Origin of the sequence: Ferruginibacter paludis, assembly GCF_030409685.1 — a bacterium.
GTDB classification, from domain to species: domain Bacteria; phylum Bacteroidota; class Bacteroidia; order Chitinophagales; family Chitinophagaceae; genus Ferruginibacter; species Ferruginibacter paludis.
The window spans coordinates 246,786-261,160 of sequence record NZ_JAUFQJ010000003.1 but is presented as its reverse complement, the minus strand read 5'-3'; the positions used below and the strand labels follow the sequence as shown (position 1 = coordinate 261,160).

9 protein-coding genes are annotated in these 14,375 nt (G+C 42.9%); 3 read left to right on the top strand and 6 right to left on the bottom strand.

The window, feature by feature from the left end; translation table 11 throughout:
* Nucleotides 1-3 precede the first annotated feature (3 nt).
* The gene (locus QWZ08_RS05495; protein ID WP_290336239.1) at nucleotides 4-510 is read left to right on the top strand and encodes a GNAT family N-acetyltransferase; all 507 of its coding nucleotides are present in this window, start codon (nucleotides 4-6) and stop codon (nucleotides 508-510) included.
* A gap of 36 nt (nucleotides 511-546) precedes the next feature.
* On the top strand, nucleotides 547-1,617 hold the full coding sequence (locus QWZ08_RS05490; protein WP_290336238.1) for a dipeptidase: 1,071 nt from the start codon (nucleotides 547-549) through the stop codon (nucleotides 1,615-1,617).
* A gap of 18 nt (nucleotides 1,618-1,635) precedes the next feature.
* Here QWZ08_RS05490 and QWZ08_RS05485 read toward each other — a convergent pair whose 3' ends face one another.
* From QWZ08_RS05485 to QWZ08_RS05460, 6 genes are all read right to left on the bottom strand, one after another.
* A complete protein-coding gene (locus QWZ08_RS05485) occupies nucleotides 1,636-2,940 on the bottom strand; it encodes an alpha/beta hydrolase family protein (protein WP_290336237.1) in 1,305 nt (434 codons plus the stop codon).
* A gap of 233 nt (nucleotides 2,941-3,173) precedes the next feature.
* Nucleotides 3,174-4,781, bottom strand: a complete 1,608-nt coding sequence (locus tag QWZ08_RS05480) for an amidase (protein WP_290336236.1) — start codon at nucleotides 4,779-4,781, stop codon at nucleotides 3,174-3,176.
* A 248-nt stretch (nucleotides 4,782-5,029) separates the two neighbouring features.
* The gene (locus tag QWZ08_RS05475) at nucleotides 5,030-6,064 is read right to left on the bottom strand and encodes a PorP/SprF family type IX secretion system membrane protein (RefSeq protein ID WP_290336235.1); all 1,035 of its coding nucleotides are present in this window, start codon (nucleotides 6,062-6,064) and stop codon (nucleotides 5,030-5,032) included.
* Between the two features lie 130 nt (nucleotides 6,065-6,194).
* Nucleotides 6,195-10,994 carry a PKD domain-containing protein gene (locus QWZ08_RS05470; RefSeq protein ID WP_290336234.1) on the bottom strand — a complete coding sequence of 1,600 codons (4,800 nt, stop codon included), beginning with the start codon at nucleotides 10,992-10,994 and terminating at the stop codon, nucleotides 6,195-6,197.
* Between the two features lie 207 nt (nucleotides 10,995-11,201).
* Nucleotides 11,202-11,687 (bottom strand): hypothetical protein, encoded by a 486-nt coding sequence (locus tag QWZ08_RS05465; RefSeq protein ID WP_290336233.1) that lies wholly within the window; start codon nucleotides 11,685-11,687, stop codon nucleotides 11,202-11,204.
* Entirely contained in the window at nucleotides 11,677-13,176 is a 1,500-nt protein-coding gene (locus tag QWZ08_RS05460; protein ID WP_290336232.1) for a carboxypeptidase M32, read from the bottom strand. The genes QWZ08_RS05465 and QWZ08_RS05460 overlap by 11 nt, the downstream gene beginning before the upstream one ends.
* Before the next feature lie 17 nt (nucleotides 13,177-13,193).
* Between QWZ08_RS05460 and QWZ08_RS05455 the strand changes: the two genes are divergently transcribed.
* A complete protein-coding gene (locus QWZ08_RS05455) occupies nucleotides 13,194-14,291 on the top strand; it encodes a Nif3-like dinuclear metal center hexameric protein (protein WP_290336231.1) in 1,098 nt (365 codons plus the stop codon).
* The last annotated feature ends 84 nt before the right edge of the window (nucleotides 14,292-14,375 follow it).

Below are 14,375 nucleotides of genomic sequence, written 5' to 3'. Positions count from 1 at the left end.
AATATGAGCCAGCCGAAAATAGAAACCTATACAGACATTTATAAAAGCCTTGTTGGTAGTTTGATTGTGAGCATTCAGAAAGATGAATTTGGAATACCTATCACTTTGGCGATGCAACCCGACTTAAATCAAATTCCCGGATATTACCAGGTAAAGAATGGCAATTTTTGGATTGCCAAAGTGGGGGAAGAAGTGGCAGGCACAATTGCATTGCTGGACATTGGAAATGGCCAGGCTGCATTGCGTAAAATGTTTGTTGCTAAACCGTACAGGGGAAAAGTATTTGGTATAGGACAAGGCTTGTTGAACACCTTAATCAACTGGGCGATACAGAAAGATATTAAGGAAATTTTCTTGGGCACCACTGCTAAATTTGTAGGAGCGCAACGGTTTTACGAAAAAAATGGATTTATAGAAATTGCCAAAGAGCAGTTGCCACAACAGTTCCCTCTCACGGCTGTCGATGTAAAGTTTTACAAATATGCTGTTCGGGATAAAATAATATCTTAATCAGCCAATTATAGCTACTGCAAAAAATCAAAACATATGTTTACAATCGATGCGCACTTAGACCTTAGTATGAACGCTATGGAATGGAACCGCGATCTGCGGCTATCCATTCACGATTTAAGAGAAAGAGAAAAAGGCCAGACCGATAAACCGGACCGTGGACAGGGAACAGTCAATTTTGCTGAACTAAGAAAAGCAGAGGCAGGACTGGTAGTAGCTACACAGATTGCAAGGTATGTGGCACCCGGCAATCCTTTGCCGGGCTGGCAGTCTGCAGAACAAGCCTGGGCACAAACACAGGGGCAACTGGCATGGTACAAAGCGATGGAGAAATGTGGCGAAATGGTAATGATCACAGATAAAACGGGATTAGAAAAACACCTTGATCTTTGGATGAATGGTGAACCAAACGACACCAAACCTATCGGTTATATACTTAGCCTGGAAGGAGCCGATTCATTGGTGACGCTGGATAATTTACATGTGGCACATGCCTATGGCTTGCGTGCTTGCGGGCCTGCACATTACGGTCCCGGGCATTATGCCAACGGTACAGATGCTACCGGTCATTTAAATGAGCAGGGGAAAGAGCTGGTAAGAGAAATGGATAAATTAAAAATGATTTTGGACGCTACGCATTTATGCGATGATGCATTTTGGGATGCGCTGGAACTATTTACTGGTCCTGTCTGGGCCAGTCACAATAACTGCCGGGCCCTGGTAAATCACAACAGGCAATTCAGTGATGAAATGATAAAGGCGTTGATTGAACGTGGTGCCGTAATAGGTGGTGCTTTTGATGCCTGGATGATTGTACCGGATTGGATCAGGGGAAAATCGTTGCCACAACAAATGGACTGTACCATCGAAAAAATACTGGATCACATGGATCATATCTGCCAGCTGGCAGGTAATACCAACCATGTAGGCATTGGCACTGATCTTGACGGAGGCTATGGAAAAGAGCAGTCTCCTTATGACCTTGATACCATCGCAGACCTGCAAAAAATTCCCGGCATGTTACAGAAAAGAGGTTATTCGACCACTGACATTGAAAAAATCATGCATGGAAACTGGCTGCGGTTTATAAAAAACGCCTGGAGTTAAAAGCTCCTTCCCCGCAAATTAATGAGGTACAGCATGCTGTAATTCCAACCCCGTGGCTGTGCGTGGTTTAAAACCTGTCCAGCCTTTGTCGTTGGAATGTTCTGGCAGGTCCAGGTATTTGCCATAGTCTTTTTGTTTTAAATAAATGCCCATAAAAGCAGTAACAAAATGCTGGTTGATATTATTGATGCGGTATTCGTTCCAGGATGGCTCTGCATAATGATAATATTCATTAAACGAAACACCGGCTTTTAAACTCGCTGGTGGTGGTGGATTTGGCGCCACATTATGTCTGGCATTTTCATAAGTCAGCAGGTAACGGTTGGTATTGACGGCGCCTTCGTAAATAGCCTTAATGCCATCTTCATACCCCGAGACATCATCCAGGTTACCCGCTACAAAAAGGGTAGGTACTTTCAGGCCTTGTAACCCTTCGGCATCCCACACGCCACGTTGCATGCCCCATGGCGCAAAAGCTACTACTGCTTTTATTCTTGCATCATGCGACGCTTTGAACTCATCGTTATTGGTAGTTCGTACCCTTATAGCCTTGCTGCCACCCGTCATTTGGGTAAAGCTGCTATCCAGCTTGCTGCTGTAACCGGCTCCGGCTGCATTCAACACACCATATCCGCCCATGGAGTAGCCGATGAGTGCAGTATTGTCTGCATCTGCAAGTCCTGCTAAAAAATGTTTATTCCCGGCTTTTGACATGTCAGCCACTTCATTTAATACAAACAGAATATCTTTTGCCCGGTTAAGCAATGTACTTTGAAAAGGGGAGCGGTCTCCATAAGTAGATTCTGTATGATCAATCGCTACCACTACATAACCTTTGGAAGCAAGGTTTTCAGTAAGGTAAGTCAGTAATAACCTGGAGCCGGGATAGCCATGAGATACAATGATTAAAGGAAATTTTCCGGCTGACAAATCCGGCGCCGCATCACGTAAAGCCCTGCCGTTAAAACTAAACGGAATCAGTGGCCGGGAAGTATCTTTCCATAAACCCAGTGTGCTATTATAAGTAATCAGCGCAGTCTGGCCTTGCGGTACAATGGCCGGGTACCATACTTCAATTTTTAAATGCCGGTCGTACAACGGATCCGCGCCTGCTTTGGAGTTCAGTATGTCCACCTGCTTTTTATGAACCAGTTCAAGTGTCCTTACACCTACTTTATAATCGCCCCTGGGTGATAATTCAGGGGCATCCGGGAGTGCATCTCCAATAACAAACGACGGGTCATTCGCCTGCGCAGTGATGCAGTTGGTGATAAAAATAAATGCAATCGCAGTAAGCAGTTGTTTAATGGCAAATAATTTCATGTTGTGTAGTTGGCGTGATGCAATGTATAAAGATTGAAAATAGTAAATGGTTTTCATTCCAGGTAAAATAATTATAAGCCGGACGTTTGTGCTACCATTAAGCTTTGCAGGCAGGTCGCACTTTGGTACTTTTGTACTATTTTGAGCATTTGGTTGCAGGCTTTCACTCAACAAAAACAAGTGTCACTTCAAAGTGAAAGTAGCAGCCAATCAGATAAAATTTAACTGCCGTCTTACTTTAACAGGTTAACCTTAAACATGGGCTTTTTTCTTTTTTTTGTCACCTGTTCATAAGCGTATGCAATGCCGAGCAATGTAGGTTCTGTATAGGCAGCACCAAAAAATGAAATACCCACCGGTAGCTCGTGCACAAAACCCATTGGTACGGTAATATGTGGAAAGCCGGCCATGGCAGCGGGTGTAGACAATGAAAACCCGGTATCGTAGTCGCCGTTGATTAAATCAATGCAGCAGGCGGGGCCATTTGTAACACCACAAAGGGCATCCAGCTGTTGATCTTTCAACAGGTTATTAATCAGTGTTCTGGAGCTCAGTGATTTTGCAAGTGCATCAGCATACTCCTTCGACTGCAGGGTACCTTTAGCCTGGCTGCTGATGAGCGTTTCCTGTTTAAAATAGGGCATTGCCATGTTCTCACTTTTAAGGTTAAAATCAATTACATCCTGCAACGATTTCATCCGGCAATCTGCCCCGGCCAGATAACTGTTTACACCATCTTTAAATTCGTATTGCAGCACGGTGAACTCTGCATCGCCCAATTCATAAATACTTTTAAGCAGGTCAACTTCCACCAATACCGCACCCAGCTTTTCCATTAACGCGACGGATTGCCGTAACAAGGAAACAATTTTTTCATTTCCCTTTAAATGCATTTTTTCAACCCCAATCCTTTTACCTTTTAAACTGCCGGCATCTAAAAATTTTGTATAATCGGCATGGGATTTTCCGTCACTTTGCAAAGTAACAGCGTCGGCACTGTCAACACCAGTTAAGGCACCCAGTAAAATCGCTGCATCCCTTACTGTACGCGCCATCGGGCCAGCCGTATCCTGTGTAGCAGAGATAGGAATAATGCCGGAACGGCTCCATAAACCCACGGTTGGTTTTATCCCAACCAGACCATTTACCGAAGAAGGAGACACTATAGAACCATCCGTTTCGGTACCAATTGCAATGGCGCAAAGGTTGGCTGCGGCGGCGGCACCTGATCCTGCGCTTGAGCCTGAAGGATTGCGGTCAGTGATATAAGGACATTTGGTTTGTCCGCCCCTGCTGCTCCATGCACTGGTACTTTTACTGCTGCGAAAATTGGCCCATTCACTCAAATTGGTTTTGCCTAACAGTACGGCACCGGCCTTTCTCAACTGGGTTACTATAAAGGCATCCCTGGTTGCGATATTTCCCTGCATTGCCATAGCGCCCGCAGTGGTCATCATTTTATCCCCGGTATTGATATTGTCTTTTATTAAAACAGGTATGCCATGTAACGGGCCTCTTATTTTGCCAGATTTTCTTTCTTTATCCATTGCGGCTGCAATGGTTAAAGCATCTTTGTTTATTTCAATTACGGAGTTAATTGCAGGACCCGCCTTATCAATCAACGCAATTCGTTTCAGGTAAAGTTGCGTAATAGCAACAGAGCTGGTTTGCCCGGTTTTCATTTTGTCCTGCAATTCCGAAATCGTAGCCTCATCCAGTTCAAAATTGTCCAATGGTGCTGTGTTGCCTGTTGGTAGCGGGTTTTCCAGTGCGGTTAATCCGGTTGTAGTAAGTGTCAATCCTGCCAGCGAGCCACTGCGTAAGAAAAGTCTTCTGTTCATAAAAGTTGTTTGACTAAAATTAATTGTAAAAATGATAATCTTTATTTTTTGTTTAGGAATACATTTTTGCAAATAAGTAAGGTGGATTATTCTGGCACATCCTATTTTTGGACGGATTATTCTGTAAATTAAAGGGCATAAAAAAACCCCCTGGAAAAGGGGGCTTCTTGTTATCCAAACAATCCATAAAAACAAAAGCTCTTGGTGTTAGGACACGAAACTTGAGTTAGAAAGCAAGGAGTAAGTATTTAAAATCTTGGACAGCGGACTGCTTCTTTGCTGCTGTTGTCCCTGTTAATAAATTTTTGGTATGAAATGCCTAATTCAAATCCACCTCTGCCAGTAGTGGCTGCAGCAAGCTTTGAAATATTGGCATCGTAACTTACCGATATGGCAAGTGGTTTCATTTCTATTTTTCCTACCGGGATAATAGCATCCTTCCATCTTATCACTGCACCACCGTGTATCAGGTATTTTGGCATATCGCTGTCATCCAGTTTATAAGTATACATCAGTCCCGTAATCAATTCAGTATATGGTCCCTGTTTGCTGTAATCTCCTTCAATAGTTATAAAGGACTGTTCTGCTGTACTCAGCCTGATGCCTCCTGAGTAAACGAATTTTGGTTTCATTTCTAAATTGCTGTTATCATAAAACGAAATTTTAGCAGCTTTATTAAAATGGTGATAGGCTATGCCAGCATACATGTTGTTATCCTGGTTGTCGCCCAGCTGTGCATTAAAACTCATGCCTGCAATACCGTCAAAATAACTGTATGAACTGTTGTTAAATGTTTCCCCTGTCGCAAGGTTTCCATTATAACCACTGCCATCAAACTGGCTATTGGTGGTCATTTTACTCCTGTCAAGCCTGCGTTGTACAATACCACCCATAAAGCCCAGGGAGAGGTACATATTTTTCTCGTCACTTAAAGATTTGTGATAATTCAATGCGGGAAGAACGTGGGTTGCGGTCATTGCTACATCACCTGCTTTATCATACAAAATCTGTCCGCCGGCAGTTAAAAAATCCGCACTCTTGCCAACAGCAATTTTATATTCACCATTTAACGAAACAGTCTGGTATGGTACGGTTACACTTTGCCATTGTGTTCTGTAAACTGATTGTAATCTTATGTCGCCTGAAAAAAGCCCTCCCAGTGCCGGATTGCGTAAAAGAGGAGTTTCGAAAAACTGTGAAAAATGAATGTCTTGTCCGGTAACCTGCAGAAAAGGCAGCAGGACCAACATGCAACACAATATAATGTGTACATCATTTTTCATGGGTTTAAGATTTTGGTTTCGAGGTATTTTTAGTACAGGTATAAAACGGCTAACTGCTTGTTTTAGTATGTTGTTGTTTAAGAAACTTTGTCTAATCATCCATATTTTTATTCTTAATTTATCAGCAATTTTATTGGATCAGCGCTATGTTTCCTTTATAATTCAGCACGCTGTTGTTATCACAAATAATATCAATTGTATAAACAAATACTTCGGGATTTAACCTGGCTCCTTTAAAAGTACCGTCCCAGCCAGATGAAGGATCATTGGCATTAAAACTATTTTTTTCAAAAACAATTTGTCCCCAGCGGTTAAAGATGCGCAGGGTTTGAATTTTAAAAAGACCGGACCCCCGGGGATAAAAAACATCATTGGCCCCGTCACCATTCGGGGAAAAAGTATTGGGCATAAAAATATTGCTGCCATCGCAGGTTACAATAATGTTCACTTTGTCTTCTGCCGTACAACCACCGTCATTGCTTACTTTAACTGTGTATTCCGTATTGGTAACCGGTTTAACCGTAATGCCAGGGTAACTGTTGCGGAACACGCCGGTGGTGGGCGACCATAGTACTTTGGTAACGTCAGCAGAAATGGTGGGTATTAAATCAAATGACTTACCTACATTGATAGTCTGATCAAAACCGGCATTTACTGTTGGTATTGGATATACTTTTATAAATACGTGTCCCGTATCTGTAAAACAATTCTTATCATCTTTACCCACTACCATATAATTTGTAGTGGTATCCGGTGTAGCGGTAGGTGTTGCAGAAAGAGGATTGTTAAGTCCTGCCGCGGGCGTCCAGGTATAGTTGCTGGCACCAGTGGCAAATAATTTCCCGGATTCTCCCCGGCACAACGTATCCCTGTTGCCGTAAGTAATTTTGAATGGAAATTTTACAGTTACTTTTAATGTGTCTGAAGCAGTGCAGCCATGGATACTGGTGCCCTGTACGGTATAAAATATTTCAGCTGCAGGCGTTGCCTGCGGATTTGCGCAAGCGGTACAGCTAAGGCCTGTTGAAGGCGACCAGTTGTAAGTGCTGGCGCCCGTTGCCTGTAAGTTAATACCACGTTGCCTGCAAATAAAAGTATCCTGTCCGGCCCGAACATTTGGTATAGGGTAAGATTCGATAGATTTAGTCACCGTATCGGAACAACCGCTGCTGTTGGTAACCTGCAGAGAGATATTGTATATACCAGCTGTACCATAATTTTGTACAGCCGGATTTTGAAGTGTTGAAAAGGAGTTATTACCAAAATTCCATTGCCAGCTAAGGGCCGCCGTGTCGGCTACCGTTACTATACCTTTTGCTGTAAGTGTTAACGGGGTGCAGCCATTGGCGGTTGTAGTAAAATCGACATGGGGAGTTGGTGCTACTTTTACAGGAACGGATGCCGTTACTGAGTCTGTACAACCATGTTCTGTTGTGATTACCAGCTTTGGATAATACTGTCCCGTGTTATTGTATTGATGCACCGGATCCATTTCCGTACTTACGGTACCGTCACCCAAAGTCCAGTTATAATTGCTGATAGCATCATTGCTATAAGAAGAATCTTTAAAAGACACAGTACCCGCATTACACAGTACATGGCTGTTAAAATTAAATGCAGCCGTTACTCCGTTTACAACAATAGTATCGATTCCCCTGATTGGCACCTGGCAACCGTCTGTGTCGGTTAATATCATTTTTGGAATGTACTGTCCGGCATAAGTGTACAGGTGACTTACGGTGGAGTCGGTTGTGCTGAATGTTGCTCCATCATTGAAATCCCACAAAACAGATACGGCATCAATTGTGGTGGCAACAAAATTACTTCTAACTTGTTTGCAGCCCATTAACGGGCTGTAATTAATCGTACCCTTCGGGCCCTTTATAAAAATGGATTTTACCATCATGGTAGTACAGCCGCCGGGCCCTGTGGTTGTCAACGTGACTTTGTAGGTGCCGGCATAACTGTAAAAGTGAGTAGGGGAGGCGGTTGTAGCTGCTGTGCCATCTCCAAAATCCCACACAGATGAAACCATACTTGGAGTTAAATTGGTAAACTGTACGATGAGTGGAGGGCATTTACTCATGGAATCACTCATTAAAAAATTTGCCTGAGGTGTTATAATGCTGATCAGATTTTTTTTACTTACAGAATCGGTGCACCCGTATTGATCTGTAATAGAAAGTGATACCGTAAAACTGCCATTTGTGCCAAATGAGTGAAGTGGGTTTTGAAGACTGGAACTGCCTCCATCTCCGAAATCCCAGTGGTAGCTTAAGTTTGGTCCTGTTGACTGGTTGGTGAATTGTACCGGTTTTGAAGGACAGCTAAGCGTATCCCTGGTAATAAATTTTGCTACTGGTTTAGATATAATTAATGGAGTAACGAGGACAAAGCTGTCTTTGCAGCCAACCGAATCAGCAATGAGTAGCTTCACGGTAAAACTGCCCTCGCCCTGGAAGCTGTGCTGAAAGGGGGCAGCATTTAAAATTTCAGTAGTGCCATCACCATATGTCCAGGTAAAAGTTTTTATTGAGTGCAGTCCGTCAGTTGTAGAAAGGTCGTTAAAAGTAACAGGTGTGTTAAGGCAGCTTCCCGGAACGGAAGCCGTGAACTTTGCAATAGGGCCATTTACTCTAATGCCAAGGTTTTTAACCAGTGTATCACGGCAACCCAGCCGGTTGGTAATAATCAAACGGACAGAGAAATTGCCGCTTGCACGGTAAATATGCGTTACAGCATTTTCAATAGTATCCAGTGTTGTACCATCTCCAAAATCCCAGGTAAATTTATTTATTTCATCCAGGCTTAATCCTGTGGTGAACCGTATACTATTGCCCCGGCAAATAACGCTGTCAGATGTCGTAAAGGCTGCTTTGGCATCAATAATCTGCACTAGTATTTTTGTAGTATGTTCACACCCGGTGGTGTAATTTTTAACAGTTAAACTGGTTTCAAAAAATCCGGCATGGGGATACTGGTGCGTAACATTTTTTTGTGTGGAAGTAGTGCCATCACCAAAATCCCAGTTCCACTCATCTGCACCAATGGAGAAATCCGTAAATACTCTTTGATACGGATTTTTACAATCCATCTTGCTCGAAAATTTTGCAACCGGTGCATTGATATAGATATAATCTTTAAAGATGATGCTGTCAGCACATCCATTGTTCCACACAATCAGCTTGATATCAAATTTACCTGTATCGGAGTAAGTGTGGGAAGGATTTTTTGAATAACCCATCTGGCCATCTCCAAACATCCACAACCATTTGGTGACTTTACCAACGGTGAGATCTTTAAAATCGATGGCTGTTTTTGCACAGGTGATCCTTGGCGAAGCGCTGAAGTTCAATAAAGGCTTTGTGTCGGCAATGATACCACGTTCAACACTTGCCGTATCTGTACAACCACTCGCTGTGGTTTCAATTACTGACACAGCATAAACACCCTCGGTAGTATAAGTATGTGTAGGTGTTGCTTCTGTGGAAGTGGTGCCATCGCCAAAATTCCATAAATAACCTGTTACCGGATCAACTGTATTGGATGTGCTTACAAATGTTTTTGTAAAAGGAACGCAGCCACTGTCCGGCAGGTTGCTAAAACTTGCAACCGGTTTTTGAATTTGGATAAAATCATTTTTAAGTATCGTGTCGGCGCATCCTCCCGCATTGGTAACAATTAACTGCACCGAAAATTTGCCTGTGCCGGTGTAAGTGTGAACTGGATTTTGTTCAGTGCTAAAGGTACTGTCACCAAAATCCCAATAATAGTTAGCAGCATTTGCAGACTGGCTTGTAAAATGCGCAGCAAAAGGGCTGTTGCAGGAAGCGGTATCAACGGAGGAAAATACTGCTACCGGATTATCGTTGACCGTAATCGTTTGCGTTACAGAATCGGTGCAGCTTCCAAAATTGCTAACCAGTTTAACTTCGTATGTTCCGCCAACGGCAAACTTTTTAAAAGGGCTGCCGGCAGATGAAAAAGTGCCGTCGCCAAAACTCCATTTGCTGGATAGTGGTGTTGGGCTTGAAGTATTGACAAATAAAACGGGGCGCTGTGCACATATTGTGTCTGTATTTATAAAAGCTGCTTTTACCTTATTAACTAAAATTTCGTTGTTTTTTATGATGGTATCGGAACATCCTTTGGCATTGACGACAATTAACTGAACAGAAAAATTGCCGTAAGCCGAGTAAGCATGGGACGGGTTTGCAAGTGTGGATATCGTACCATCTCCGAAGTTCCATTTATAATTGAGGGTGCCAGTTCCTGAAGATAAATTTTTGAAGTTGATTACAACAGGAAAACTACAGTTATTGGGTGCGTTATTACTAAAATTAGCTTTTACTATCGGGCTTATTTGTATGTATTTGGATTTTGACAATGTGGTTAAGCAACCATTACTGTTTCTTACCCTTAGCGTCACATTAAAATTGCCGCTTGTTGTGTACGTGTGAACCGGATTTTTCGCTCCCGACGAAAAGCCATCACCGAAATCCCACTGCCAGGTAGTTATGGAATCTGCGGGGGCAGTGCTTTGGTCCGTAAACTGAACTGGTAATGGAATACATCCTGAACTTGCGGAACTTGTAAAGAGCACTTTTGGCTGAGCGTAAACCGTGATAAATTGGGTTTTGGTGACGGAATCTGAACCGCTGCTGTTTTTTACCACCAGCTTAATGGTGTACTGGCCGGGATTAAAATAAGTAACCGAAGGGTTTTGCAGAAATGAAATGGTGCCATTGCCCAGGTTCCATTTCCATTGCGTGGGTTTATTGGTGGTGTTATCTGTAAAACGAACTACCAATGGCGCACAACCGCTGGTGGGAGTTGCCGTGAAATTAGCTGCCAGCTGGGCTGAGGCGCCAAAACCGAGTACCGTCAATAGTAACAGACAGTATGCCTTGGTTGCAATGCTGGCTATCATAAGATTTTTTTGCTTTTGGTTCTAAAATAGGATGTTGAAACGTATGCTGGACAACGCTTTATAAAACTCCAAAAGGCTTGAAAAATTGTAGGTCACATATAATAGTGAGGGAAGTAGAAATCTTACTACAGCAAGTGCCCTGATTTTTGGCTGAAATGTACAACTGGCAGCTGTTTAACTAACAGAAGTATTGTGGAGAGCATCGGGCTATAATCTCCTCATGTGCAGTACCTTCGGATCAGCGCTGCCCCATGGAGCCAACTCAAGTACGGGAACCCCCTTTTTTGTAAATTTCCAGGAACGGTTTAAAAATGCAAATGAGGCAGGTATATTGGATGAATTTAAATTAATAATCAGTTTGCTATAGTCGCTATTACTGGACCAGGTGCCTGTATAAGTAATGCCATCTTTTGTACCGGTCATATCCCCCTCGTAAAACGAAGTGGTTTTGGTAAGAATGAAGTCATAACCGGCATATTGGCTCGTGATATCTACACTGCTGTCGCTTGCAAAGTCTACAACAAAGGTTTTTCCCAGCACATTATCAGCGAAATACTGTTCCAGCGTGCTTTGGTCACCGCTAAGCAATTTTAGTTTTTTACAGCTGCTGTTAAGCAACGTTAGCGAACAACACAATGCAATTAATATCGCCATGTAAAAATTGCCATAACGCTTGATTTTTCTACAAACCATAAATGGCAGTGTATTTTTTTGTTGCATAATCAATAAAATACGTTGAATTTAGAGCTTCACCTGTTGCTTTTTTACACAATTGTTCTGATGTGAATTCACGCCCATATTGGTGAATATTTTTTCTTAACCAGTTTAAAACGGTTGCAGTACTCCCCGCTTCAATTTCTTTATTTACAGATGCATTTTCCTTTTCAATCGCTGCATACAATTGCGCCGCAATAATGCTGCCAAGGCTATATGTAGCAAAATAACCAAAACTGCCATGGCTCCAGTGTATGTCCTGTAAACATCCTTTGGCATCTTCAGGAACGGTAACACCCAGGTAACTTTGGTAATGTTCGTTCCAGTAGGCTGGAATATCTTTGGTACTGATGGTTCCTTCAATCAGCATTTTTTCAATTTCGTAACGGATCATCACGTGAAAATGGTAGGTCAGTTCATCGGCTTCGGTGCGTATGAGTGATGGTTGCACTTTATTAATTCCCTTATAAAATTGTTCTGCTGTCAGTTGATTGCATTGCCCGGGAAAGAACGTTTGCAACTGTTTTAAATTGTGCTGCCAAAAGGGAAGCCCTCGACCAATACAATTTTCCCACAGCCGGCTCTGACTTTCGTGGATGCTCAGACTACAATATTCGCTAAGCGGCAGCCCGTATTCCGCAGCCGGCAAGCCCTGCTCGTATAGAGCATGGCCACCTTCGTGAATACAACTCCAGGTCATGTTGCCAAAATCATTCTCGTCAACCCTTGTCGTTACCCGCACATCATAGTTGTTAAAGCTGGTGGTAAATGGATGTACGCTCAGGTCCTGCCTTCCGGCTTCAAAATCAAAACCAATTTTTTTCAACAATTCAATGCCAAATTTCCACTGGGCGTCTTTATCAAAATGCTGGTGCAAAAACGAATTGTCAACCTGCGGTTTGTTTTTTATTTTATTGAGTAAAACTGATAACTGCGGTTTAAGATGATTGAATATGCCGTCAACAGTTGCAACGGTAAGGCCCTTGTCGTAGTCGTTCATTAATGCATTGTAGGCATGCTGCTCATAGCCAAGCAGATCCGCTTCCTGCTTTTTTAATGCAATCAGGTTATGCAGCGGGCGTTGAAATGTTGCAAAAGAATTATTAGTGCGGGCTTTTACCCATGCATGGTAGGCCGTATTGACAGCTTCACTCATCTTTCTTACAAAATCACTGCTCAGTTTTACATTGCGGGTATAGTCTTCCAGGCTAAGCTGTACATTTCTTTTTTCACTGGCACTCAGATCTTCTTTGCTGTTTAATTCCTGCAACAATGCGCCCATAGCTTCGGTGGTAAACAGCTCATGCGCCATTTCACTCAGTGTTGCCAGTTGTCTTCCCCTGAAGTCGTTGCCTTTCGGCGGCAGGTAGGTTTCCTGGTCCCACTGTAAAACCGCACTGGCGTATTTTACGTCAGCAATTTTTTGCATCTTTGTTTTGTAGGCAGCATATAATTCAGCAGAACTCATCTTTTTAATTTTTATAAATGACCATACAGCAAATCTGTTCTTTTTTAGAAACCATTGCGCCTGCAAGTTTACAGGAAAGTTATGATAATGCGGGTTTATTAACCGGCGATCCAAACCGCGAATGTACCGGCATTATTACAGCACTGGATGCAACAGAAGCGGTAGTGCGGGAGGCGATTGAAAAAAACTGCAACCTGGTAGTAGCGCATCACCCCATTATTTTTGGCGGATTAAAAAAAATTACCGGGAAAAATTATGTTGAAAAAACTATTATTGCAGCCATTAAAAATGATATTGCCATTTATGCTATTCATACCAACCTGGATAATATTTTAACTGGTGTAAATGGCAGAATGGCTGATTTACTCGGCCTGGTAAATCGCCGGGTATTGCAGCCCAAAAAGGGCATGGTGAAAAAACTGGTAACTTTTGTACCAGCTGCACACGCCGAAGCAGTCCGTAGCGCTTTATTTGCTGCCGGTGCCGGCCAAATTGGCAACTACAGCGAATGCAGTTTCGCGGTAAATGGAGAAGGCAGCTTTAAAGGCGGACCGGAAACGGTGCCATTTGTGGGTGAACCAGGTGTACGCCATGCTGAAAATGAACTGCGGCTGGAGACAATTTACCCGGCATGGGTTGAAAATCAAGTAGTAAAAGCTTTGTTGGCGGTGCATCCCTACGAGGAGCCGGCATATGATCTGTATTTGCTGGATAATGCCCGTCAGCAAACCGGCAGCGGATTGATGGGGGAATTGCCTGCGGCTGTACCCGCCGCCGTTTTTTTACAACAACTGAAAAAAGTATTTGAATTAACCGTCGTCAGGCATACGCCATTAATGTCCAAACCGGTGCAAAAAATAGCACTTTGCGGAGGTGCCGGCAGCTTCCTTACCGGGGCTGCAGTTGCCGCCGGTGCTGACTTTTACGTAACGGGAGATGTGAAATACCACGAGTTTTTTGATGCGAATGATCAGTTGGTAATTGCAGATATCGGACATTTTGAGAGCGAACAGTACACCGTTGACCTGTTATTTGATATTTTGAGGGAAAAATTCCCTAACTTTGCCGTCCTTAAAACAAGGGTTAAAACCAACCCTGTTAACTACTTTGTTTAAATTCGGTAATCTATTAAAGGCAAAGTCAGTATAAAAAGGGGCAATTTTGAAGACGTTCAATAGCGATGGAAAAGTACAAGAGTG